Source organism: Enterococcus sp. E5-162, assembly GCF_035725965.1.
Taxonomy (GTDB): domain Bacteria; phylum Bacillota; class Bacilli; order Lactobacillales; family Enterococcaceae; genus Enterococcus_B; species Enterococcus_B lactis.
Map to the genome: position 1 here is coordinate 181034 of NZ_JAPRFV010000004.1, position 23688 is coordinate 204721.

The window sequence follows — 23688 nt, forward strand, 5'->3', positions numbered from 1 at the left end:
CTTAACCTCTACTTTTTGGACAAATATGTGAACGGACGTATCTCACTTTTCCTTTTTTAAGCTAAAATACCAAACGCACTTAATGCAATGGAAAGAATCAAAATGATCCAGATTACTCGTGTGGAATTCAATTTCTTTTGTCCCAACATCCAATAAGTTAATAAAACAAGTAACACCGGAACAAGAGAGGGTAAAATAGCGTCTAATGTATCTTGAATAACTAATTCCACACCATCTTTTTTATAAACAAATGGGACCGTTGCCTTTACCACGGAAGGAATCAAAGCACCAATTACCGTGACACCTAAAACTGTTGCGGCATTAGTGAATGCAGATAATTTGTTTTTCAAAGTTGTGACAAGTTTGACTCCTTGTTTGTATCCTAATGGTAATAACGCAGCCCGTCCAAATAACAAAACGATATTCGCGATGACCCAAATCACACATCCAACAATTGAGCCACTTTGAACTAATGTTCCTGCAATCGATCCAAAAATCGTTCCCCAAATCACATGGAACAATGAATCACCTACGCCAGCAAGAGAACCCATTAAAGCTGTTTTTAAGGCAATGATTGTGTCTTTTGCTTTGTAACCATCTTCTTCTTCGATTGCCACATCAATCCCCATGATCAAATTTCCGAAAATCGCGTTGGTATTGAAGAATTGATTATGTGTACGCATCATATCTTGTAAGTGTGATTCGTCATTACCATAGAATTTTTTCAATACTGGTAATATCCCATATAAATAGCCAGAACTCATCATTCGTTCATAGTTCCAGTTCAGCTGACTTCCTAAAATATAGCGCCAACTAATCGCATTCAGCTCTTGTTTTGTTAATTTCTGGTTATTCATCCCCATCATATCCTCCTTCAAATGTTCCATTATTTGTGGCTGTCACTGTCGGATGTTCTGCTTTTTCACTATCTTTTTTAAATACAATAATTGCAGCAATCACACCGACGATTGAGACACCAAGCATTGGCACTTGTAAATAAGCGGCTAAAAAGAAACCCAATAGTAAATAAGGAATATATTGTTTTGTTGGAAGGTAATGCAACAAGATTCCCACACCCACGACTGGTAACACCCCACCAGCAGTTTTTAGTCCATTCATCAACCATTCTGGTGTATTTTCTGTGATCGTTGAAACAGCAGCATCACCGACTAAAAGCATCAATAAAATCGGAATGGCTCGTGATAATCCCCAAAGAAAAGAGCCAGATAAGACTAATCGCGGTATACGATTGATTTTCATATCATCAATTGCTCTATCTACACGATGCAAGAGATAAACATTACAAAAGCGAGCGACTACATCAAGTTGCAACATCAATAAAGATACTGGAACAGCCAATCCTATACCATACTCTGCACCTTTCCCAGAGATAACCGCAAATACTGTTCCCAAGACGGCTCCTGTGAAATAATCAGGAACTGATGCCCCACCGAAAGCCGCAATCCCTAGTCTCATTAGTTGCAATGTACCTCCAACCATCAATCCTGTTTTTAAGTCTCCCATAATCATTCCTGAAATCATACCTGCGATGGCTGGTTGTGTTAATGTATTTGAAATAAGCGAATCATTGATTGCAATAAAAGCATAAACCGTAATAAGAATAATTTGATACGCTGCTAAGTGCATACTTTCTTCCTCCTCATTTTTATTTAATTTCTCAGTTTATCCATGAAGTCAACAACTGGATCATTTGGTACCAATTGAGCGGTTACATTTATATCCATTGCTGCAATTGATTCGAACACATCAATTTCTTCTTCTAATACTTTGATACTTTTTGTTATGTCTTTTGATCCCTCTTTATAACTCATATTTCCAACATTTACGTGTGTTAGCTTTCCTCCGGCTTTCAAATAACGTAAGACATCTGTTGGATTTTTGAATACTAGGAATAGACGCTGTTTTCCATACTTTCCTGAACGTATATTTTTCGCAGCAGATTCAACCGGCAAAACTGAAAGTCTCATCGATGTAGGCGCTGCCATTCTTAAGGAAGATTTTTGTAACGAATCTGCTGCTGCTTCATCGTTGATTACAATGATACGCTGTGTGTGCAAACTGGGCGCCCAGATGCCCGCAACTTGTCCATGGATCAAACGCTCGTCTATCCTGACATTCACGATATTTTCTTTTCCTTTATATGCCTCATACAATTGGCTATTATCCTTTGGTAGGCTTGGTTCTTTTTCGATTTCTGTTTGTTTCATTTTTTGCTTCACATCAACAATGCCAGTTGTTGCTGCTTGGATCAATTCTTTTACCGTAGCAGTTGAATTCAACGTTGCTTCTATGACTAATGGTAAAGACATCCCTGCAATAATTTCCACATTTTCTGATTCTAGATAGTTACTTAATGCTACATTACATGGCGTACCACCTAAAAGATCTGCAATAATCAAGGATGAGCCGTTAAGGGCTTTCATTTTTTTTAATAATTCTTCTTCGAATTGCCGATTGTCCCCATCAGGCGTCAACGCAACGACATGAACATGATCTTGCTTTCCGACGATCATTTCTAAACTTGCCTTGACGCCTTCAGCCATACTGCCATGACTAATCAATATAATATTCTGCATCACTTTTCCTCCCCAAAAATAAAATCCTACTTAACATATTATCTTTTGTACAAGCACACTATAACATAGTTTATCTCATTCGTAAACCTAACATCTTAACATATTATGTTTTTTTATTTCTGTACAATTATCTAAAAAGTATCAGCATACAAAAAGGTGAGAGGCAAAAGTAACTCTTAAACTTTTGCCTCTCACCTTTTTAACTATTTCCTTATTCTATACTTTTTCCAGTTGTTTCCTCATAGTCTCTTTTCATGATGGCCCATGATTTCTCAATGTCTTCGTCTAAACCAAATAATCCACTACGGCCGATGATATAGATATCTGGTCCGGCATGATCAATTCGCTTAAATGATTTTCGATTCGAAGATCCGTCCATTTCAATCAAATAATGATATCCCTTTTCTTGACGAAGTTTTCTTAAATCAACGATTTTATCTAATGTGCTTTCGATGAAGCGCTGTCCAGCAAAACCGGGATCGACTGTCATGATAGTGATTTTATCCACTAAATCAATATAAGGGAAAATAGTTTCAATAGGTGTTTCAGGATTTAATACGACTCCTGCTTTTAGTCCTACAGCATGGATCTGATCAATCAATCGAAAGGCTAGCCCATCTAAACATTCGACATGCATACAAATCCATTCGCATTTTTGTGAAATCAATTGATTCACCCAAAAACTTTGGTCTGTGACCATTAAATGGGCAGACATTGGTAAATGACTGATTTTTCGCACTTCCTCAATGAACCATGGAGACAATGTCAGATTAGGTACATAATGGCCATCCATGATATCGATATGATAAGAATCGACATGCTGATTCAAAAACTCAATTTGTTCCTTAAATTTATCCAGATCCATCGTCATTAAAGATGGTGAGAACAAAACTTTACTCATATATAAGACTCCTTTATTTAAAAATCAATGATTGAATCCCCGACTAAATGAAGGACTTAGAAAATCTGAATGTCTCCCAAGTCAATATCTTCTTCTTCCTTTTCCACTACGGATTCGACTTCTTTTCCCACATCTTTTTTAATAATTGCCAAAACAACGGCTGTCACAAGAACATTCACTAAGATTGCTATCACGCCTGCCCAAGGTCTGGACATCGTCGGAATCATCAATACACCGCCAAAGGGTACTGTTGCATCGGCGCCTAGGATCATTGTCGTTGCACCACCAGCAAATCCGCCAATAGCCGTAGCAACCACACCTCGGACGATATCATTCATCACTAGTGGGATCACACCTTCGACAATATTGATCACACCCATTGGAACAGCTGATTTCAATGTTTCGACTTCCACTTTTGTATAGATATTTTTCCGAAATATTTTTGCGACAAAGTAAGCTAATCCAAACCCGATAGGCGTCGCCGTATTCACCAATTGGAGGGCTGTAATTGGCCCATTGATTCCTTCTGCTTGCATTGTGAGAACAAAAGCAAAAACCGTTTTGTTAATTGGTCCACCATAATCAACGCCACTTAGTAAGCCGATCACACCGCCAAAAATCAACAAGGACGAATTACCTAATCCTTCTAAGAAATTCGTAAGAATAGACGTAAACAAGGCAACAGGAGTTCCAATGATATAGACCATGATTAACCCACCTAGGATAGAAGCAACAAAGGGAATAATCAATGTTGGCATCAGTCCTTTTGCCCAATTTGGGACTTTCACATGGTTTAAAATAGCTAACACGAGAAATCCAGAAAGATAGCCACCTAATATCCCTCCAATAAAACCAGCCCCAATAGCATTCGCTGTCAATCCGATGATGAACCCTGGAGCAATCCCTGGTTTTGCTGCAATAGAATAAGAAATCCCCGTTGCAATGACTACAGGAAGTAACCCTAAACCAGCGCCTCCCATTGTTGCTAAAGCATCAAAAAAAGAAAATTCACCTTGTACCAGTGTTCCTTGACTTGTCCCACCGAACGCCATCCCGATAGCAATCAAGAATCCTGCTCCACAAACGATTGGAATCAAATAAGAAATCGCTGTCAATAAATGTCCCTTTAAATTTAACTTTTTTATCTTTTCCATCTTTTTTCCCTCCTTATGATCAAGCAAGTTGTTTTTCAATTATTTCTTGTGCTTTTTCGATCAGTTTATTGGGTGACTTTACGGCGATTTCAGTGGGGACTTGAATGATACGTTTTCCTTCAAATCGTTCTCTGCCGCTTATTTTCACATCAATTGCCAGAATCACGAGATCTGCTTCTTTTATTTGCTCTGGGGTTAATTCATTCTCGATTCCAATCGTTCCTTGCGTTTCGATGTGCATCTCGTGTCCTGCTTTTTTGGCTGCATTTTCTAATTTTTCTTGTGCAATATACGTATGGGCAATCCCAACTGTACATGCGGCTACTCCTATGATCTTCATGTTTTCTTCCTCCTTTTTATGATGCAAATGCTGCGATGACCTCTTTTGTCTCTTTTGCTTTAATCAATTGTTCAACAACTTCATCGTTTCCTAATTTCCTTGCAAATAAAGATAACAACTTCAAGTGAGTTTTAGCCCCATCATTATCATTACCCACAGCAAACAAAATAATTCCTTTTACCCCTTTACCATCTAATGTTTCCCAAGGGATTTCTCGAGCTGTCACTCCAATTGCTACCCCGATCTTTTTGACAGATGCACTTTTTCCATGAGGAATTGCAATGTAGTTCCCAATACCTGTCTGCCCTTCTTTCTCACGAGCATATATATCTTTCATAAATTCTTTTATATCGGTGATATACGCATTTTCCAACAATATAGTTGCTAATTCTTCAAGTACTTCTTCTTTTGTCGTTCCTGCTAAGTTTGTTTTGATCGTATTCGGATCGATGATGTTTGTTACTTCCATGGCATTTCCACTCCTTCACGCTTGTTTTACGACTTCAACGCCTTTTTCGATTAGTTTATTGGGTGATTTGATGGCGATTTCCGTCGGTACTTGAATGATACGTTTTCCTTCAAATCGTTCTCTGCCACTTATTTTCACATCAATTGCCAGAATCACGAGATCTGCTTCTTTTATTTGCTCTGGGGTTAATTCATTCTCGATTCCAATCGTTCCTTGCGTTTCGATGTGCATCTCGTGTCCTGCTTTTTTGGCTGCATTTTCTAATTTTTCTTGTGCAATATACGTATGGGCAATCCCAACTGTACATGCGGCTACACCTACGATTTTCATCTTTTGTCTCTCCTTATTTTCTTTTCTTTAATGTTTGAATAAATCTTTCGTCCGCTAAACATCTCATAAAATTTGCTATTTTCTTCTTTTTTTCCGTAGTTTCGTTTGGTGAAAGCAATACAAAAAGAATCAAATCGACTTGTTCGATTGCTTCGTTCCATTGAATAATGGTTTTTTTGGGATACAAAATGATGATTTTTGATTCAGTGATCAACTCATGTTCAATATGAGGAAGAATGATCCCCTCTTCAATTTGAATATTTCCATTTTGTTCACGCATAAGAAAAGCTTCCATCAATATACTTATTTTCTCTTCTTCTCCAGGATAAAGTGAACTTGCTAACCAATGATATGCCTCTCGTTGAGAAGTAACGGATACTTCGATTCTTTCGATGAACTCATCTTTCATTATAGATTTCCCCAATCTTTTTCTGGATTCGTGATTGATCATCTGCTGTTAGCATCGCACTAACAAGTAATGTATGGACTCCTAATCGTGAGCGGATTCCAACTGTTGTCAAAATCAATTCGATGTTCGGATTTTTTTCTAAAGCCGTACGATAGTTTTTTGTCGCAATGACATCTACTATATTTAAGTCTGGAAATTTTTTGATGATTTTTGCTTTCAACAATTCAGAAGTTCCAATACCTGTCGTACACATAATCAATGTCTGAATCGGTAATTGTTGTGTTTCTAACATCCGTGCGAAATACAACGTTATGAAGCCAATCTCATCTGCATTGATTAGAGGTAATTTGAAGTGCTGACTGACTTCTTTAGATACTTCAGACACACTGTTATAGATTTTTTCATAGGTCAGCTGAATTTGGTCCAACAAGCCATTTTTTACGTGGATACGGTTTTTTAAGCGATTGATCATTGGTTTGATATGATTGGCTAGATCAATAAAAATACTTTCATTTGTCACTTTCATATTGATTCGTTTGCCTACTTCTTCTAAATAGTAAGTAGTGATTTTTTCTACCTCTTCTGGAAATTTTTTTATTTCTTTTGTTGTTTTTTCCATTCTTGAGGAAACTAGATACTGATAGAGATAGTAAGATTCATTCACAGATAACGAAGTTGCCAGATATTTTTCAACATTTTGTATAACGATTTCGGCTGTTTTTTTAATTTGGTTATCTTTTTCAAAGAATTCAATTTGTTCCGTGGTTAGTTCCTCTTCTCTGGCGGGAGCACTCCTTTTCCTTGAGCGACTGATCAAGATATACAGATGTGAAAAAATATTGACATTGTAAGGATAAGGAAGTCCACCTTCTAATATTTTTTCGATTAGCTTTAATTGATCTGAAACGAACAAGACATCGTAACGATTGAAATTGAACGTTTTCGAAGCATTTATTTCATCTATATCAAGGATATTCATGCGCCAAATAACTTCTGCAAGCCCGCTACGTATATCTTCTTCTAAACCTTTGATGGCTAATGTCCGATTTTTTCGAATCAATTGAAGATCAAACTTCCTCAACTTTTGGGCGATACTTTTCTCATCATTGGAAATTGCCGAATCACCCACCTCGTAGGCATTAAAAAGCTCAGATATCCTGATTGCTCTTGGTGAAGACAGTAAAAGTTCCTCCATTACACGATTCTGACGTTCATTTGGCGATAGACTAATTGATAGATTATTTGTTTCTTTGTTTCGTTCAATAAATTTTTCGTAGTCTAATTTATACCCTTTCCCCTTTTCTGATAAAATCAAGTGACCATTTTGAAATTCTGTATTTATTTTTTTTACTAAGCGGTAGACCGTTTTAGTCGAGGTATCTAATAAATCAGCTAATTCTTCTGAAGTCATGTAATGATTTTGTTTTGACAATAGTAGCACTAATTTATTTTCTCGATTCATTTGACTAGTCATGATCCTTCCCCCTTTGTATCTTTATCATAACCATTTTTACCCCATCTGTTTCACTGAAATTTGTCCATTGCATCAGACATTTTTGTATCCGCTTTCTAAAATGTGATGTTTTATCCCAATTTACTTCTATTATTTTTATAAAGTTCCACTAAATTTATCTACCGTCATAATTTTATTTACTTCTGCAATAGCAGACTTTATGGGTTTTAATTGATTTGGATATGTTAACATGTTATCCTATTAGATAATGATGATGAAAGAAAGGAAGACTTCTAGTATGATTCCTAAATACGAGCAAATCAAGCAAGACTTACTTGAAGAAATCAAAAACCACCACTTTATTCCTGGTGATAAATTTTACTCAGAAGCAGATATCAAACGGAAATATTCTGTTAGTTCAATTACTGCAGTCAAGGCTCTCAATGAACTAACTGCTGCAGGCTATCTCTATCGTATCCAAGGAAAAGGAACATTCGTTTCAAAATCAAAAGTTTCTCAAAGTGTGAAATTCTCTGATATCGAACTACATTCTTTAGATAAAGAAAAAGTTAAAGTACTCTCGATTGAGGAAGAAAATGAAATGGATATTTTAAAGGAATTAGGCTTACCAGCAAATGCTTCTTACTATAAAATTAAACGTGTTCGTTTCTTTGAAGACACACCCTTTTTGGTCCACATCACTCACTTACCAAAAAAATTAGTGAAAGAACCAATAGCAAAAGATATTTCTGTCTATTCAAGTATATACGAAAAAGTTCGTAAAGATTTTGGGATTGATCTTTTTTCCCTTGCTTCTGTGGAAACAAATGAAATTGTTTTCCCAGAGCATGCAGAACTACTTAATCTATTGAATCTAAGTTTCCGAGAACCTGTTGTACAACAAATCAAACACTCTTACTTAGCAGATCAAAGTGTAGCAGAATATATCATCAGTTATAAACATTGGAAATACTTTAAAACAAAAATTGAAGTGGAAGCGGAATAGCTTTCACTTTTTTGTTTGCTCTCTTCTAAGAAACTTTTTTAAATCCTCTTGAATACTCGCTTTTTTTTTCTAAATACGTTATACTATTTTTAAGTTAATATGTTAACATTTTAAGAGGAGGTAGCTATGAATCTTCAACAAAAAAAGGAAATGTTGATTGAATTGGGAACATTTGTAGATAAAAATTGGTTGGATGAACAATTTGAATGGTGCATGATGCGTATCAAAAAAAATATGGTTCGTTTCGGGTTAGATTTCCCTTCAGCTTGTGCAACAAACGGAAAATATCGAATCAAAAAAAATGATGATTGGACAAATGGTTTTTGGACGGGAATGCTTTGGTTATCTTATGAATGGACAAAAGAAGAGAAATTTCTAGTACGTGCAATGGAAAATATCCATAGCTTTCAAAAACGCTTAGACCAACACTTCATCCTTGATCATCATGATATCGGTTTTCTTTATAGTTTATCTGCTGGAGCCGGGTATAAAGTCGTGGATAGTCAGTTGTGTAAAGAATCGCTTTTACAAGCTGCGAATATTTTAGTGGCAAGATTTCAGAACGAAGGGAATTTTATCCAAGCTTGGGGAGCATACGGTGATCCTCTCGAATACCGCTTGATTATTGATTCTTTGATCAATCTTCCTTTGTTGTTCCAAGCATGTACGCTTTCTAATGACCCACATTATAAAGAAGTGGCTTTCAAGCATTACCAGACATTGTTGCATACCGTGATTCGTGAAGATGCCACGACTTTCCATACCTATTATTTTGACTCAAACACAGGAGTTCCAACACATGGTGCAACACATCAAGGTCATAGTGATGAGTCGATCTGGGCTAGAGGGCAAAGTTGGGCGATTTTAGGGATTCCACTAAACGAGCGATACTTGCATTCTGCTCCTTTTCCGTTGAACTACAAAGCGATCGTCGATGTTTTCTTAGAACATTTACCTCAAGATCTTGTACCTTACTGGGATTTTGATTTCAATGATGATTTTCCATCAGATAAAGACAGTTCTTCTCTAGCGATTGCTGCATGTGGATTATTAGAAGCAGAAAAAATGGAAGCGTATCCTGAAGCAAAAGAAATAGCAAAAGGAATGATTTATCAATTAGGAACACACTATACTGCTAAAAATGATCCAGAAAATGAAGGAATTCTTTTACATGGCGTTTATGCTCATGCGGAAGGAAAAGGAGTCGATGAGCCAAATCTATGGGGCGACTACTTTTATTTAGAAGCGCTTATGCGTTTAGCAAAACCTGAATGGAACACTTACTGGTAAGGAGAATGAATATACATGCAAACATTTAAAATAAAAGACGAATTTTTAGTCGACGGTATTCCTACAAAAATCATTAGTGGGGCAATCCATTATTTCAGAATACCCCCTTCTCAATGGGAGCACAGTTTATATAATTTAAAAGCACTAGGAGCAAATACGGTTGAAACTTATATTCCGTGGAATCTTCACGAACCACAAGAAGGTTCCTTTGATTTTTCCGGATTCAAAAATGTCGTTCGATTTGTAAAAATTGCACAAGAATTAGACTTGATGGTAATTTTACGTCCTTGCGCCTACATTTGCGCTGAATGGGAATTTGGTGGATTACCTGCTTGGTTATTGAAAGAACCTAATATAAGAGTACGTTCTACCGATCCTCGATTTATGGAAAAATTGAAAAATTATTATCAAGTACTTCTACCAAAACTTGCACCTCTTCAGATCACACAAGGTGGTCCAGTCATCATGATGCAGCTCGAAAATGAATACGGTTCTTACGGAATGGAAAAATCTTATTTACGCCAAACAAAAGAATTGATGCTTGCACATTCGATTGATGTTCCTTTATTTACCTCCGATGGTGCTTGGCTAGAGGTGTTAGATGCTGGTACATTAATTGATGAAGACATTTTTGTGACTGGTAATTTTGGAAGCCACTCAAAAGAAAATGCGCAGGTCTTAAAAGAATTTATGCAGAATCATCAAAAAAATTGGCCGATCATGTGTATGGAGTATTGGGATGGATGGTTTAATCGATGGGGAGAACCTATCATTACGCGTGATCCCGAAGAATTAGCAACTGAAGTAAAAGAGATGTTAGAAATTGGTTCCTTGAATCTTTATATGTTCCACGGGGGAACAAATTTTGGTTTTTATAATGGGTGTTCTGCTCGAGGCAATACAGATCTTCCGCAAATCACAAGCTATGATTACGATGCACTATTAAACGAAGCTGGACAACCTACTGAGAAATATTATGCAGTTCAAAGGGTCATCAAAGAAGTTTGTCCATCTGTTTGGCAAGCAGAGCCCCGAACAAAAACGTTAAAAAATCTAGGGACTTATCCGGTAAATAGAAGCGTTTCTCTATTTCATATAAAAGAACAGATCTGTGAAGAAATCAAAACAGATTACCCTTTGACAATGGAACAAGCAAGCAATGGCTACGGCTATTTATTATATTCACTTACCTTAAAAAATTACGGACATAAAAATAAATTACGTTTAATCGAAACAAACGATCGTGCACAAATATATATTGACGGCAAATACGACCAAACGCAAACACAAGAAACACTGGGTGATGAAATGATGATTGAAGGACAAAAAAATCAGCCCACTATCGCATTAGATGTTCTAGTTGAGAATTTAGGAAGAGTTAATTACGGTGCAAAATTGAATAGTCCCTCCCAATCAAAAGGGATTCGCAATGGTGTCATGCAAGATATCCATTTCCATCTTGGATACCGCCATTACCCATTGACTTTCGAACAAGCTCAACTAGATAAAATCGACTATTCCGCTGGCAAAGACCCATCACAGCCTTCTTTTTATCAATTTGAGTTTGATCTTGCTGAAGAAGCAGATGCTTATATCGATTGTTCTTTATATGGTAAGGGGATCGTCATCGTCAATGGATTCAATCTCGGGAGGTACTGGAATCATGGGCCTGTTTTATCACTATATTGTCCAAAAGATGTACTAAAAAAAGGCAGAAATGAAGTGGTTATTTTTGAAACAGAAGGTATATCAATTGATACATTGATTTTTTCAGATCAACCAATAAAAAAAGATTTGTCATGAACGATCCAAAATAATCATCCTGTAAATTAGCTTATACAAAAAGGGAGTCCTACGAAAATCATTGTTCGATTTTCAAAGCGGATTCCCTTATATAGTGAATAGCTTTTCTATCATTATTTCTCTTAATCAAGTACAAGTGATTACTTCTCGTCCGAAAATCTCAATTTGTGTTAATGCTGGGAATGGTGACGTATCTTCTGCTTTTTTCAAATTTTTCAAAGTAACTGAACTCGTCATTTTTTCAGGAAAGTAAAACGATTGAAATTCAAGCGTATCTGTTGTTGCTACTTTTATTGTTTCTCCATCAGAAAAACAAATAGAAACTTCTGTCCAATAGCTATCATGTGGATAATCTCCTCGAAACAAAAGATTTACTCGATCGGTTTGGATTGAGCGTCCAAAGTCGATCGTCAAAGTTGCATCTTTTTGCTGATTGATTCCCCAAGAAGTAAATGGATAGGATCCATGTGAGCGATTACCAAACTTTCCGTCAATCGCATTTTTAGCAAAAAAAGTCACATCATTTCTCGTCTCTACATTAGCGTATGCATGTGGATATGCTCCACTGATCAATTTTTGATCATGAGGGTTTGTAGATACATTCCGATAGCTTTCCACTTCAAAATCATAGGCTTTACGAACATATATGTGATGTCTTTTTGAACGAAATCCCGTCTCTACTGAAGCTTTCGTTTCTTCTAGCGGAATCACATATTCCCATTTCTTCTCTGGAATATAAAGAAGTGTCGGTGCCAATGTTTCATCTAATTGCACAACAAAATAGTGATCATTTTTCTCTTTCGTTATGACCAGTTTGTCTCCTACTTCATATGTGTGATTTTTGATTGCTAAAACTGCTATTTCTTCTCCATTTGCAGAAAATGCGGTTTCTTTTTTCTCGTGATCGATTTTGCCAATAACTACTTGATTATTTTTATTTTTTAGATCAATTTGGATCATTTTTTTCTCCTCCATTTATTATTCCGCCAACTAAACAAATAAAGCGATGGGTGCCAGGTTCGATTTTCTTTTTCAAATAGGGAAGATTGGTTCTTGGAAAGAATACAGAAGTATTTGGTTCTAGTACCTGAATACCTGCTTCTTCATACCCCTCGATTGCAATGATTTGAGACACATGCGTTTCTTTTATTTTTGCACAGTCTTTCGACAAAGTTATTTCTGGTTCTTTTACCAAAAGACTAAATCCGCCTTCTCTTATCTCTAAAGGAATCGTCGTATATATTTCATGGAATCGAACATGCCATTCACCAAATGGGTAAATTTCTGTTTGGATCAGCACTTCTTGGAATGGTTGCCATTCATACATAACAAAAGTCTCTGTTGCTTCACTACTTCGTACCTTTTTCTTTGTCCTGAAATATTCACCGTCTCTTGAAAGAGCTAATGTATTATCAAATGCCCCTTCTTCATATGTGATTCCCGCTTTTGGCACACTAAAGCCGAATTTAGTAGAGTAGACAAACTTACTATATTTCGCTGGGGCATGCGCTTGGCCATCGATCATCAAACCATGTGGATAACCAAGTACATGTTTTCCTTCTTTTGCCTGACACAAAAGCATATTTCCATTATCAATCAATCTTTTCTCTTTGGTATTGACTGGTTCAGGTTTGGCTTCCCAATACGGATGTTCTTTTTTAGTTGCTAGTAATAAAAATACTTTTAATGCCCAATAGGGAGACCCCGGTGCGTTATAACCTTCTGCCATCACAAGGTTCTCATAATGATACCCAATGGATAGCCGTCCGTCATAAGTAAAGATATCGTGTGTCATCCACTGCTTCATATGGTTGGAAAGAAGCGTCTTTATCTGACCCCAAGGGATTGCTTCCACTTCTGCAAAAATCAATGCAGAAAAAAAAGCACCTTGTGCAAATCGATAGATGAGACTTCGTCCATAAGGTAACGCTTCTCCATCGGAGTCGAAATAATAAATATAGTCCTTCGTAAACTCTTTTGCACGATAGATGAATTTTTCTGACCATTCAGGAAAGTCGTCTTTCATTAACTTGGCAAAAATCAATCCATAATAATGAAAAGCAAAAGGAACATAGTAATCTTTTTGCGAAGATTTACCGTCGATATACCAGCCTTTTCCTACATACATCGTATCAATAAAGCGTAATTCTGCTTCCATTTTTTCTTTATCTAATGATTCACCACAATGTTTTAAAGCGATTCGGATCAAAATTTTGAAAAATGTCCAATTATTTTTAGGTATTTTTTTATCTAAGGCTTGTTTTAGCCAATGAATCAACTGTTGTTTGGAAGTGCCTGACAGTTCATCAAAGAAATAGTTTCGATTCAATAACAGATTCAAAGATAACGCTGACATTTCTACGATATATTGGTCATAATCGTTAATATCTCCCCAATAAAAAGAATCTTTTGGATTCATCCCTTTCAAGATTTTCTTTCGATAGACGTCTTTCAACTCATCTTTCGTCTCATGGTTCATCCAATAAGGTGCCAATCCCCATAATGGACGAATAAATGCCTCCATTTCTGCTCTCTTCTCGTCATAAACCGCGCCGCTACTCCCTAGACGTACTCCTGGTTTTTCACTATTGAATAGTTCCTGTTTTAAAGGCAAAATTATCTCCTCTAGTGCTTCTTCAAAATCGCGCCGCGTCAAAAATAGATTTTGTTTTAACTGATTCATGACAACCCTCCGAATTCTTTTTCTTTAGGATACCATGGTAGAAAATCGGTTTCAGGAGAGACTTCTGAGTGAGATGAAAATGAAATGAGTGAGAAAACAGGATAGTCAAAACTTAATATGTTAACACACTTAGTATTGTTTTCTCTTGGAAGCATTTCTTGTGGTTTCTTCGTTTTACTTACTCTATCTAAAATGAAAGAAATCTAATATACCTTTGAGCCATTTCCAGTAAACAATATTTACCCCATGATTTGCTCATTCGTCCACCCTAAACAGGACGGATCGATTAGATTATAAAAAAGCATCAACTGGATCATATAAATAAGAATCTCAACGTACATCTAAATAAAATGAACGCTAAGATCCCTTTTTAAATAGGCTTATTCACTTGTTTCTTCCAGCAATTTTGGACTATCTAACTTTTCAGAAACATGTTCCATTTTTCTCAATAAATAGATTTTCCGAATATTTAATATTATTGTCTTAATCACTGCATATACAGGTATACAAATCAGCATGCCTAATATTCCTGCGACACTTCCTGCTCCAATCAATACCAAGATGATCGTCAGTGGATGGATATTCATTGATTTTCCAAACAACAACGGCTTGATCAAATTTCCATCTAATTGCTGAATCACTAAAATCGACAACGCCATGTACAAAGCTTGAAATGGAGAGATAAACAAACCGACAATGATTGCTGGTACTGCTCCAATAAAAGGGCCGACATATGGGATAATATTCGTGATGCCGCAAATGACCGCAAGCAATAAGCTATAAGGCTGATTGAATATTCTCATTGCCAAAAAGCTCATCACACCAATAATCAAAGCATCTAAGATTGTACTGCTGATATAGGCAGATAATGTTTCATTTAATTCTTTCACTGTTTGTCGCAACTCTTTACGAATCGCTTTCGGAAAGAAATGAGACAACGCATCAATAAATTTGTGTCCATCCTTGAACATAAACAGCAAAATAAATGGAACCGTAAATAACAAAATAAAAAATTGCATCATGAATGAAATGATTTTAGTGACACTTGCAGATAAGCTGACCAATATGATATTGAACAAATTACTGAGAGATAAATTCGCTGATGCTAATTGTTCTTCCAAATTGAAATTTTTAAACTCTTCTCGCTGCGCCAATTCATTTAGCCATTTGCTTGTTTCATCTGCATAGATTGGCAGGCTCTGAGTCAATTGAATCGTCTGCTCCACTAACTGAGGTACTACATTCATGACAGCCAAAACAACTAAAATGATTACGACCAAAAATGTCAATAAAAAACCCAACACTCTCGGAATCCGATGTTTTTCGAGAAAAACAACGATTGGATCGAACATATAATAGATAAAACCAGCAACAAGCAACGGCAAAAAAATAGCCGAAAGCATTTTCAATATTGGACTAAAAATATTCGGCATTTGTAAAATGAAATACACACCGACGATCGTGAGTACTAGCTCCACTGTCCAGAAAAATAATTTTGATTGTTTAAAACGTGATTGCATACCTCTCCTCCAAGTTCCTTTGATACTTCTATTCTATCATTTAACAAAGAATTACGCGCTGAGATTTTCATTTGCTTAAAAAAAACAAAATAAAAAAGGAAAGGTATTTTACTGATCAGAAGAGTACTTCAACAAAAACACGATCCGCCCAAAATAAAAATCGTTTTGGGCAGATCGTTTATTGCGCAATACTGACTAAATGTAGCTTTGTGATATTTTTGTGCACGGACAATTCCTCGATTACATCGGCATAAGTGAGTCCTTTAGGAAGATCGATCGTATATATATTTTTATATACACGATAGTCATCAACGAATTTCACATCAAAATTCACATCTTCGATCACGATATTTTTCTCTTCAAAATAATCGGTAAGAAAATCTTTGGTTTCTTTTCTATGGATAAATTGGATTTCTAACTTTTTAGTCGTAGGTACATGGATCACGCGTTTCACTACTGTGAGTGCAATAGCAATCCCGATAAAACTGATGATCGCAATGGAATAGTAACCCATGCCGATGGCGATCCCTAATCCGGCAATAGCCCATAAAGAAGCGGCAGTCGTAAGTCCCGTCACTGATTGTTTCGTGACGATGATCGTTCCTGCACCTAAGAAACCGACGCCACTCACTACTTGAGCAATCAGCCTTGCTTCATCTGAACGGATCGTTCCAGCAAGCTGTGGATACGCTAAAGCATCTCTTAATGCTCCACTAGCGATCTCGACTTGGATCAATGCAATGATACATGCTCCCATACAAACTAAAATATGCGTACGCATCCCTGCTGGACGATTTTTATATTGTCGCTCAAAGCCAATTGCTCCGCCAAATAGCATAGCGATCCCTAAACGTAAAATAATCTCTGGAATTGTCAATACCATATCATTCATCTAAACACCCTCCAGTCCAATATATCATGTCTGAAAGGAGCAGACAAAAAAAGTGCAATTTTTACCTCTTACGAAAAAGAGCGTGGGACAAAAGTAAAGAAAAACTTTTGTCACACACTCTAAACATGTGTAAACGGCGGAAGCAGAAGCAACTCCTTCGGAAATAAGCTGAAATTCACAGAAATTTGAAAAGCAATTTTCGTGAATTCCTTCTTATTTCTTGGAGTTAAACGCTTCTGTCCCAGCCTCTTTGGTAAATTACAATTTACTTGCTGCTTCTTCATCGATGATCACAACGACATTGTCGTGGTTTTGCAATACACTTGCTGGTAAATGATTCGTTACAGGTCCTTCAATCATCCCTTTGATTGCATCAGCTTTGCTTTCGCCAAACGCCATCAAGACGATTTCTTTACTTTTCATGATTGAGCCAATTCCCATTGAAACAGCTTTTGTTGGTACATCTTCTGCTTTATCAAAGAATCGTTTGTTTGCATTGATCGTTGATTCTGTCAAATCAACTACTGAAGTTGTTCCGTCAAATGAAGCACCAGGTTCATTGAACCCGATATGTCCATTTTGCCCGATTCCTAAAATTTGGATATCGATTGGATGAGCATCGATGATTTGATCATACTTTTTGCATGCTGCTTCCAGATCTTCTGCTTTCCCATCTGGTACAAATGTTTCCTTGAATGGTTTTTTATCAAATAATTGGACATCCATGAAATGGCGGTAGCTTTGTTCATCTGAACCACCTAGTCCAACGTACTCATCTAAGTTTACAGAAGTCATTTCACTGAAATCCAAATCGCTTGAAGTCATTTCTTTATATAAAGTAACTGGTGTGCTTCCTGTTGCCAATCCTAATACTTTTGCACCTTTGTTCATACCTTCTTTGATGATTTCAAATGCTTTTTTTCCGCCTTCTTCAGCGTTTTTTACACGAATGATTTCCATAGTGATTGCTCCTTTGTGTTTTGGTATAGCCCAATTATAGCATTCTTTTTTTCTTTTTACAATAATCAGTATAGACCAAATTCTATTTTTTTCATTTTCTTGACAACAAAAGGGCATCCGTGTTAGGTTTCATAAGATGGTTCAATCAAACAATCCATGTTGCATGAAAACCAAGCAATTGATTCACTGTGGACACTTTATGTCTGCAGTTTTTTTATGAAAAAGGAGTTATTATGAGTATACTGACATTAAACAACATCACCCAGCAGTTCGGCGATAAAATCCTCTACGAAGGGGTCGATCTGCAATTAAACGCTGGCGAGCATCTTGGGCTGATCGGACAAAACGGAGCCGGCAAAAGTACATTGATTAAAATCATCACTGGTGAGATCCTGCCAGATGATGGACAGATCCATTGGCAAAAAAATATTCATAAAGGTTACCTTGATCAATATGTAGAAGTCGATGAAACATTATCGATCGAAGAATTTCTAAAAACTGCGTACGCAAAAGAATACGAAAAAGAAGAAAAAATTGCTTTTCTTTACCAAACATATAGCGAGACCTTCGATGATTCCTTGCTAGAAAAAGCTGGGAAACTCCAAACGGAATTAGACCAAGGAGTGTTTTATCAAATCGACACCTTAGTTGCTGAGATGAGCAGCGGGTTGGGGATCGATGTCTTAGGTTTAGATTCACTGTTGAAAAATCTAAGTGGTGGACAACGTTCAAAGGTGATTTTAGCAAAACTACTTTTAGAAAACCCAGATGTTCTAATCTTAGATGAACCAACCAATCACTTAGATGATCAGCATATCCAATGGCTGACGCAGTTTCTTCAGGATTTTGACGGTGCGTATATCGTGATTTCCCATGACCAAGAATTTCTTGATCAGATCACCACCCATATCGCAGACATCGAGTTTGGAAAGATTACTAAGTATACTGGCCATCTAAAACAAGCATTGAAACAAAAGGAACAAAATCGTGAAAGCTATTTGCGCCAATATCATGCTCAACAAAAACAAATCGAAAAGACTGAAGCTTATATTCGGAAATACAAAGCCGGTTCCCGATCAACGATGGCAAAAAGCCGACAAAAACAATTAGATAAAATCGAACGGTTGACGCCTCCCGCTTCAGCAAGTAAAGCTGTCTTTGATTTTCCATTCTCGCCTATTGTCACGACGTTGGCAGTGGAAACAACTGATTTAGTCATCGGCTATGATCGACCGCTACTTGCGCCCATTAATTTGACCATCCGGTTTGGTGAAAATATTGCCATTCGAGGCTTCAACGGGATTGGGAAATCTACTTTGTTAAAAACATTGATTGGTGAGATCGAAAAAATAAGTGGCGATTTCCACTTCCCAGATAACACAAAAATCAATTACTTTTCACAAGATCTATACTGGGAAAATCCATTAGAAACACCACTGCAATACTTAAGCAGTCAATTTCCAAAAGCGACTATCAAAGAATTACGTCGCCAATTAGCTAAAGCTGGACTAGTCAATCAATTAGCAAGCGAACCTCTCACTACACTAAGTGGTGGAGAACAAACCAAGGTGAAACTTGCACAGTTGACAATGAACCAAGGTAATTTACTGATTCTCGATGAACCGACGAACCATATTGATCAAGAAACAAAAGAAAGCTTACAAGATGGCATTCGGAAATTTCCAGGAACGGTGATCATCGTCTCTCATGAACAAGAATTTTATCAAGATCTTGTTCAACGAGTCATTGAGATTGAACCAAAGTAATGAGACAAAAAGACAAAAAAACTGATGATAGCATGATCATCAGTTTTTTTGTTGTTCAGTTTTCTTTTTTCTCTCGAAAAACAACGAATTGAAAGAAAAACGCACATCCCTGAAAAACGAGTCCGCTAACCGTTACACCTAACCAACCATACTGTTGCCACATGGTCGTCCCTAGCAATGAACCAGCCGCACCTCCAATAAAGTACATAAACATAAATACAGTATTATTTCGGTTGCTTGCTGCTTCACCTAGTCCTTGTACTCGTGTTTGGTTGGCGACTTGACCAAATTGATTCCCGACGTCTAATAAAATAATAGCTAAAAGCAAAATGGCCAAATGGCTTCCGCCAACCAATAAAGCAATAAAACTTATTGTTTGCATAACAAGTCCCATATATACAATTTTTCTTTCAGAATAAGAATCTGCCAGTCGTCCCACGATAGGTGCAGCGACTGCTCCAGACAACCCAAAAATCGCTAATATCCCTGCTTCAAAAGTCCCCCAATTGTAAGCGGGACTGCTGATATAAAAAATCAACGTAGACCAAAAGATTGAAAATGTGCCAAACATAAAAAATCCGCTGACTGCCGCTTCTCTTAATAAACGTTGAGAGGCAACTAAATGCGGCAAACTTTTGAGTGAATCAAGGTATGAAACAGATGTACTACTTTGCTGGACAGAACGCGGCATCTTCCAGTAAAGCAGAAGTGTAAGAATCCCGACGGCACATAAAGCAAATAAATAGATCATCCGCCAAGAAAAAAGACTGGCAACAATACCAGATACAGTCCGAGAAAGCAAAATCCCCACGAGTAAACCGCTAAGCAATGTTCCCATGACTTTTCCTCTTGCTTTTGGTCCTGCTAGTACCGCACCGTAAGGAATGATAATTTGCGGCACGATCGAAAGTAATCCTATTAAAAAAGAAGCGCATGCAAATAACGCAAACGAAGGCGCAAAAAAAGCGGCCAACAGCGAGATAGCAGATAACGCTGCCATTCGTATAATTAATTTTGGACGATCCACCACGTCTCCTAAAGGAACTAAAAACAGTAGCCCTAGTGCATAGCCCAACTGGGTCAACATTGTCAATATCCCGACTGCACTTGTGCTAACAGATAAACTAGCTGCTACTTTTGTTCCAATCGGCTGGATATAATACATATTGGCAACAACGACGCCGCAAGTGATTGATAATAATAAAATAAGCGATGTTGTTAAAGGTGTTTTTTCTTTACTCTCCATTGATTTCCCCCATTTCCTATCTTAGTTTACAACTTATGGAAAAGATTGGAAATAGAAAAATACAACTATTCGCCATACTTATTATTTTTGTCTTTGTTTTCCTTGTTTTTTCTTGCGATCTTTATAAATGAAGACAACTAACCCTACTAACACAGTAACACTTGCAACCAACGTGACTGCAGTTTTGTTATATCCGTGAAACAGAGCTTCTCCCCCACACGCATACAACACAGATGAAGGGATGACTCCAATCACGATCGACATTACGATTTGCTGAAGAGACAATTTCATCGCATCTGCAGCAAAATTGACCATAGAAGATGGGATCACCGGTATCATGTAACCTAACATGACGCCTATTTTGGGATGTCTCATTTGCCGAATGGATTGCACCCAATGATTTTTTTCAGTTTTCTTGTCTAAAAACTTCAATCGGTGCATCAAAAACACAGCGGAAATATTGCCCAGAGCATTCCCTAAAACATTGATACCTGCCCCAATAAACGGACCAAAGCTCAATCCGGCAATGACACCAATAACCGAAGTAGGGATACCCGGAACAGCACACATCACCGCTGTCAACACAATCAAGAGTAGCGATGCAGAAAAACCATGAGAACGAATATGTGCAAGCAGCTCTTCCTTACTTGCTCTAGGGTTTAAAAATAATTGTATATCTGTCTGATATTCCAAATACAACCGATAGCCCACCATAAGTATCAGAACGACTCCCAACGTGATCAAAATCAATCGGATTTTTTTCTTTTTCATATTACCTCCTGAAAAAAACTATATTCATTAAATAATAGTTTAACATAAAAACAAAAAAGCACCGAAATCCAAGATAGGATCTCAGTGCTTTTAAATAGTTAAAAAATTATTTAACAGTTACAGATGCGCCAACTTCTTCAAGTTTAGCTTTCAATTCGTCAGCTTCTTCTTTAGATACGCCTTCTTTAACTGGTGCAGGAGCGCCATCAACTACAGCTTTAGCTTCTTTCAAGCCTAAGCCAGTTGCTTCACGAACTGCTTTGATAACTTTAACTTTTTGGTCTCCAGCTGCAGTTAATTCTACAGTGAATTCTGTTTGTTCTTCAGCAGCAGCAGCGCCACCAGCAGCAGCTACAGCTACAGGAGCAGCAGCAGATACGCCAAATTCTTCTTCAATAGCTTTAACTAGGTCGTTAAGTTCTAGGATAGTTGCTTCTTTTAACTCAGCAACGATGTTTTCAATGTTCAATGCCATTATAATTTCCTCCGTTTAAATGTTCTTTTTTATTTAATACTTTATGCGGCAATTAAGCTGCATCTCCATCTTCTTTGTCTGCCACTGCTTTGACAGCGTAAGCCACGTTGCGGACTGGCGCTTGTAGTACAGATAGCAACATAGATAGAAGTCCTTCGCGATTTGGCAATTTTGCCAATGCTGTGATTTCTTCCAATGAAGATACTTTACCTTCGATGATACCGCCTTTGATTTCTAATGCTTTTGCTTCTTTAGCAAATTCGTCCATGATTTTCGCTGGTGCAACTACATCTTCGTTACTGAATGCAACGGCTGTAGGTCCAGTGAATACTTCGTCCATGCCTTCAAGGCCAGCTTTTTTAGCTGCACGTGAAAGAATTGAGTTTTTGATAACTTTCATTTCTACGTTAGCATCACGAAGTTGTTTACGTAAACGTGTTACTTCATCAACTGTTAATCCGCGGTAGTCAACGACTACTACTGATGCAGCTGCTGTAAATTTTTCGCTTACTTCATCAACGATTGCTGCTTTTTTTGCGATAATTGCTTCACTCATTTTTGAGTTTCACCTCCTGAATTTTGATGGAAGAGTTTTTTGAACTGAAAAGGCAAATCACTTGTATAGTTTCTTTGCTCAACCAGTATTGTTCATCATCTATTCTCTTCGTTCATAGTGATTCACAATAAAAAACTCTATGCCACCGCAGACATAGAGGGACTATTGAATATATTCAATAAACGTCCTCGGTAGGAAATTAAGGCTTGGCGCCACCTACTGTCTTCGGTACAAGTTAATTATTAACCTCAACTAGCTTAGCATGCTAAACTAGTTGAGTCAAGAATTATTTTTCAGTTGGATCAATCAACGTTCTAATATTTGATTAGAAAGAAGCTTGGTCAACATGGATACCAGGTCCAAATGTTGTTGTGATCGTTACATTTTTCATGTATTGACCTTTAGCTGCTGATGGTTTAGCTTTTAGCAATACATCATGGATTGTTGCAAAGTTTTCAACTAATTTTTCATCATCAAATGAAACTTTTCCGATTGGTACATGGATGTTTCCAGCTTTGTCTACACGGTAAGTTACTTTACCAGCTTTCACTTCGTTTACTGCTTTTGTTACATCCATTGTAACTGTACCAGTTTTAGGGTTTGGCATTAAGCCTTTTGGTCCTAATACACGTCCTAGACGACCTACAGTAGCCATCATATCAGGTGTTGCAACAACTACGTCAAAGTCAAACCATCCGTTTTGGATTTTTTGAACCATGTCGTCGTCACCTACGAAATCTGCACCAGCTGCTTCAGCTTCTTTTGCTTTGTCTCCTTTAGCAAAAACTAAAACAGTTTGTGTTTTACCAGTTCCGTTTGGTAATACAACAGCACCACGGATTTGTTGGTCTGCTTTTTTAGGGTCTACGTTCAAACGGTATGCAACTTCAACTGTTGCATCAAATTTTGCAATGTTTGTTTCTTTTGCTAAAGCTACTGCTTCGGCAACAGGATAAACTTTACTTGAATCAACTTTTTTTAATGCATCTTGCATTTTTTTGCTCTTTTTAGCCATTTTGGTTCCTCCTTGATTGTGGTTATAACGGTTGTACCTCCCACGTGTTCTA

At 37.2% G+C, this 23688-nt stretch carries 24 protein-coding genes and 1 other annotated feature; of the genes, 4 read left to right on the forward strand and 20 right to left on the reverse strand.

The features are described 5' to 3' along the window. Positions 1–56: 56 nt before the first annotated feature. The 10 genes from OZZ83_RS05850 to OZZ83_RS05895 all read right to left on the reverse strand — a co-directional run bounded on the left by OZZ83_RS05850 (position 57) and on the right by OZZ83_RS05895 (position 7674). Positions 57–863 (reverse strand): PTS system mannose/fructose/sorbose family transporter subunit IID, encoded by an 807-nt coding sequence (locus OZZ83_RS05850; protein ID WP_325066025.1) that lies wholly within the window; start codon positions 861–863, stop codon positions 57–59. After that, on the reverse strand, positions 850–1647 hold the full coding sequence (locus tag OZZ83_RS05855) for a PTS mannose/fructose/sorbose/N-acetylgalactosamine transporter subunit IIC (RefSeq protein WP_002348299.1): 798 nt from the start codon (positions 1645–1647) through the stop codon (positions 850–852). The genes OZZ83_RS05850 and OZZ83_RS05855 overlap by 14 nt, the downstream gene beginning before the upstream one ends. Before the next feature lie 23 nt (positions 1648–1670). Next, entirely contained in the window at positions 1671–2597 is a 927-nt protein-coding gene (locus tag OZZ83_RS05860; protein ID WP_002316822.1) for a PTS mannose/fructose/sorbose transporter subunit IIAB, read from the reverse strand. Positions 2598–2808: 211 nt separating this feature from the next. Continuing rightward, a complete protein-coding gene (gene alsE, locus OZZ83_RS05865; protein ID WP_002345541.1) occupies positions 2809–3498 on the reverse strand; it encodes a D-allulose 6-phosphate 3-epimerase in 690 nt (229 codons plus the stop codon). A 56-nt stretch (positions 3499–3554) separates the two neighbouring features. Then, complete coding sequence (locus tag OZZ83_RS05870) at positions 3555–4652, reverse strand: PTS fructose transporter subunit IIC (protein ID WP_002310017.1); 1098 nt, start codon at positions 4650–4652, stop codon at positions 3555–3557. A gap of 19 nt (positions 4653–4671) precedes the next feature. Next, positions 4672–4992 (reverse strand): PTS fructose transporter subunit IIB, encoded by a 321-nt coding sequence (locus OZZ83_RS05875; RefSeq protein ID WP_002310016.1) that lies wholly within the window; start codon positions 4990–4992, stop codon positions 4672–4674. Between the two features lie 16 nt (positions 4993–5008). Further along, positions 5009–5461 carry a fructose PTS transporter subunit IIA gene (locus OZZ83_RS05880; protein ID WP_002310015.1) on the reverse strand — a complete coding sequence of 151 codons (453 nt, stop codon included), beginning with the start codon at positions 5459–5461 and terminating at the stop codon, positions 5009–5011. A 15-nt stretch (positions 5462–5476) separates the two neighbouring features. Then, the gene (locus tag OZZ83_RS05885; protein WP_002316825.1) at positions 5477–5791 is read right to left on the reverse strand and encodes a PTS fructose transporter subunit IIB; all 315 of its coding nucleotides are present in this window, start codon (positions 5789–5791) and stop codon (positions 5477–5479) included. A 13-nt stretch (positions 5792–5804) separates the two neighbouring features. Further along, positions 5805–6200 (reverse strand): PTS sugar transporter subunit IIA, encoded by a 396-nt coding sequence (locus tag OZZ83_RS05890; RefSeq protein WP_002345543.1) that lies wholly within the window; start codon positions 6198–6200, stop codon positions 5805–5807. Next, positions 6190–7674 (reverse strand): BglG family transcription antiterminator, encoded by a 1485-nt coding sequence (locus OZZ83_RS05895; RefSeq protein WP_278023444.1) that lies wholly within the window; start codon positions 7672–7674, stop codon positions 6190–6192. The genes OZZ83_RS05890 and OZZ83_RS05895 overlap by 11 nt, the downstream gene beginning before the upstream one ends. 277 nt (positions 7675–7951) lie before the next feature. Between OZZ83_RS05895 and OZZ83_RS05900 the strand changes: the two genes are divergently transcribed. The 3 genes from OZZ83_RS05900 (at position 7952) to OZZ83_RS05910 (ending at position 11752) form a co-directional block, all read left to right on the forward strand. Next, positions 7952–8659, forward strand: a complete 708-nt coding sequence (locus tag OZZ83_RS05900; RefSeq protein ID WP_002290565.1) for a GntR family transcriptional regulator — start codon at positions 7952–7954, stop codon at positions 8657–8659. A 126-nt stretch (positions 8660–8785) separates the two neighbouring features. Then, positions 8786–9949: a glycoside hydrolase family 88 protein gene (locus tag OZZ83_RS05905; RefSeq protein WP_002314130.1), complete on the forward strand. Its 1164-nt coding sequence runs from the start codon at positions 8786–8788 to the stop codon at positions 9947–9949. A 15-nt stretch (positions 9950–9964) separates the two neighbouring features. Continuing rightward, on the forward strand, positions 9965–11752 hold the full coding sequence (locus OZZ83_RS05910) for a glycoside hydrolase family 35 protein (RefSeq protein ID WP_002314131.1): 1788 nt from the start codon (positions 9965–9967) through the stop codon (positions 11750–11752). A 126-nt stretch (positions 11753–11878) separates the two neighbouring features. On the opposite strand, the gene OZZ83_RS05915 is transcribed toward OZZ83_RS05910, so the two are convergent. The 5 genes from OZZ83_RS05915 to nagB all read right to left on the reverse strand — a co-directional run bounded on the left by OZZ83_RS05915 (position 11879) and on the right by nagB (position 17807). Beyond that, positions 11879–12712, reverse strand: coding sequence for a hypothetical protein (locus OZZ83_RS05915; protein ID WP_002314132.1), 834 nt, complete (start codon positions 12710–12712; stop codon positions 11879–11881). Further along, complete coding sequence (locus OZZ83_RS05920; RefSeq protein WP_002314133.1) at positions 12699–14435, reverse strand: DUF2264 domain-containing protein; 1737 nt, start codon at positions 14433–14435, stop codon at positions 12699–12701. The genes OZZ83_RS05915 and OZZ83_RS05920 overlap by 14 nt, the downstream gene beginning before the upstream one ends. A gap of 380 nt (positions 14436–14815) precedes the next feature. Next, positions 14816–15955, reverse strand: a complete 1140-nt coding sequence (locus OZZ83_RS05925) for an AI-2E family transporter (RefSeq protein WP_002310004.1) — start codon at positions 15953–15955, stop codon at positions 14816–14818. Positions 15956–16133: 178 nt separating this feature from the next. Next, entirely contained in the window at positions 16134–16847 is a 714-nt protein-coding gene (locus OZZ83_RS05930; RefSeq protein WP_002290559.1) for an MgtC/SapB family protein, read from the reverse strand. Between the two features lie 258 nt (positions 16848–17105). Next, positions 17106–17807, reverse strand: a complete 702-nt coding sequence (gene nagB / locus OZZ83_RS05935; RefSeq protein WP_002287787.1) for a glucosamine-6-phosphate deaminase — start codon at positions 17805–17807, stop codon at positions 17106–17108. Between the two features lie 233 nt (positions 17808–18040). On the opposite strand from nagB, the gene OZZ83_RS05940 reads away from it, so the two are divergent. Beyond that, the gene (locus OZZ83_RS05940; RefSeq protein ID WP_002320501.1) at positions 18041–19573 is read left to right on the forward strand and encodes an ABC-F family ATP-binding cassette domain-containing protein; all 1533 of its coding nucleotides are present in this window, start codon (positions 18041–18043) and stop codon (positions 19571–19573) included. Positions 19574–19628: 55 nt separating this feature from the next. On the opposite strand, the gene OZZ83_RS05945 is transcribed toward OZZ83_RS05940, so the two are convergent. The 5 genes from OZZ83_RS05945 to rplA form a co-directional block, all read right to left on the reverse strand. Continuing rightward, positions 19629–20819 carry an MFS transporter gene (locus OZZ83_RS05945; protein WP_002310000.1) on the reverse strand — a complete coding sequence of 397 codons (1191 nt, stop codon included), beginning with the start codon at positions 20817–20819 and terminating at the stop codon, positions 19629–19631. An 81-nt stretch (positions 20820–20900) separates the two neighbouring features. Beyond that, positions 20901–21590 carry a TVP38/TMEM64 family protein gene (locus OZZ83_RS05950; RefSeq protein ID WP_278023445.1) on the reverse strand — a complete coding sequence of 230 codons (690 nt, stop codon included), beginning with the start codon at positions 21588–21590 and terminating at the stop codon, positions 20901–20903. A 106-nt stretch (positions 21591–21696) separates the two neighbouring features. Then, positions 21697–22065 (reverse strand): 50S ribosomal protein L7/L12, encoded by a 369-nt coding sequence (rplL, locus tag OZZ83_RS05955; RefSeq protein WP_002291633.1) that lies wholly within the window; start codon positions 22063–22065, stop codon positions 21697–21699. Positions 22066–22117: 52 nt separating this feature from the next. Beyond that, positions 22118–22621, reverse strand: coding sequence for a 50S ribosomal protein L10 (gene rplJ / locus OZZ83_RS05960; protein ID WP_002291634.1), 504 nt, complete (start codon positions 22619–22621; stop codon positions 22118–22120). Between the two features lie 119 nt (positions 22622–22740). Next, positions 22741–22868: a sequence feature (ribosomal protein L10 leader region), on the reverse strand. 78 nt (positions 22869–22946) lie between these two features. Then, positions 22947–23636: a 50S ribosomal protein L1 gene (gene rplA / locus OZZ83_RS05965; RefSeq protein WP_002291636.1), complete on the reverse strand. Its 690-nt coding sequence runs from the start codon at positions 23634–23636 to the stop codon at positions 22947–22949. Positions 23637–23688: the final 52 nt, after the last annotated feature.

Coding starts and splice junctions, on each gene's coding strand:
- OZZ83_RS05850 (WP_325066025.1), bottom strand. CDS start 863: ATGGGGATGAATAACCAGAAATTAACAAAACAAGAGCTGAATGCGATT.
- OZZ83_RS05855 (WP_002348299.1), bottom strand. CDS start 1,647: ATGCACTTAGCAGCGTATCAAATTATTCTTATTACGGTTTATGCTTTT.
- OZZ83_RS05860 (WP_002316822.1), bottom strand. CDS start 2,597: ATGCAGAATATTATATTGATTAGTCATGGCAGTATGGCTGAAGGCGTC.
- alsE (WP_002345541.1), bottom strand. CDS start 3,498: ATGAGTAAAGTTTTGTTCTCACCATCTTTAATGACGATGGATCTGGAT.
- OZZ83_RS05870 (WP_002310017.1), bottom strand. CDS start 4,652: ATGGAAAAGATAAAAAAGTTAAATTTAAAGGGACATTTATTGACAGCG.
- OZZ83_RS05875 (WP_002310016.1), bottom strand. CDS start 4,992: ATGAAGATCATAGGAGTAGCCGCATGTACAGTTGGGATTGCCCATACG.
- OZZ83_RS05880 (WP_002310015.1), bottom strand. CDS start 5,461: ATGGAAGTAACAAACATCATCGATCCGAATACGATCAAAACAAACTTA.
- OZZ83_RS05885 (WP_002316825.1), bottom strand. CDS start 5,791: ATGAAAATCGTAGGTGTAGCCGCATGTACAGTTGGGATTGCCCATACG.
- OZZ83_RS05890 (WP_002345543.1), bottom strand. CDS start 6,200: ATGAAAGATGAGTTCATCGAAAGAATCGAAGTATCCGTTACTTCTCAA.
- OZZ83_RS05895 (WP_278023444.1), bottom strand. CDS start 7,674: ATGACTAGTCAAATGAATCGAGAAAATAAATTAGTGCTACTATTGTCA.
- OZZ83_RS05900 (WP_002290565.1), top strand. CDS start 7,952: ATGATTCCTAAATACGAGCAAATCAAGCAAGACTTACTTGAAGAAATC.
- OZZ83_RS05905 (WP_002314130.1), top strand. CDS start 8,786: ATGAATCTTCAACAAAAAAAGGAAATGTTGATTGAATTGGGAACATTT.
- OZZ83_RS05910 (WP_002314131.1), top strand. CDS start 9,965: ATGCAAACATTTAAAATAAAAGACGAATTTTTAGTCGACGGTATTCCT.
- OZZ83_RS05915 (WP_002314132.1), bottom strand. CDS start 12,712: ATGATCCAAATTGATCTAAAAAATAAAAATAATCAAGTAGTTATTGGC.
- OZZ83_RS05920 (WP_002314133.1), bottom strand. CDS start 14,435: ATGAATCAGTTAAAACAAAATCTATTTTTGACGCGGCGCGATTTTGAA.
- OZZ83_RS05925 (WP_002310004.1), bottom strand. CDS start 15,955: ATGCAATCACGTTTTAAACAATCAAAATTATTTTTCTGGACAGTGGAG.
- OZZ83_RS05930 (WP_002290559.1), bottom strand. CDS start 16,847: ATGAATGATATGGTATTGACAATTCCAGAGATTATTTTACGTTTAGGG.
- nagB (WP_002287787.1), bottom strand. CDS start 17,807: ATGGAAATCATTCGTGTAAAAAACGCTGAAGAAGGCGGAAAAAAAGCA.
- OZZ83_RS05940 (WP_002320501.1), top strand. CDS start 18,041: ATGAGTATACTGACATTAAACAACATCACCCAGCAGTTCGGCGATAAA.
- OZZ83_RS05945 (WP_002310000.1), bottom strand. CDS start 20,819: ATGGAGAGTAAAGAAAAAACACCTTTAACAACATCGCTTATTTTATTA.
- OZZ83_RS05950 (WP_278023445.1), bottom strand. CDS start 21,590: ATGAAAAAGAAAAAAATCCGATTGATTTTGATCACGTTGGGAGTCGTT.
- rplL (WP_002291633.1), bottom strand. CDS start 22,065: ATGGCATTGAACATTGAAAACATCGTTGCTGAGTTAAAAGAAGCAACT.
- rplJ (WP_002291634.1), bottom strand. CDS start 22,621: ATGAGTGAAGCAATTATCGCAAAAAAAGCAGCAATCGTTGATGAAGTA.
- rplA (WP_002291636.1), bottom strand. CDS start 23,636: ATGGCTAAAAAGAGCAAAAAAATGCAAGATGCATTAAAAAAAGTTGAT.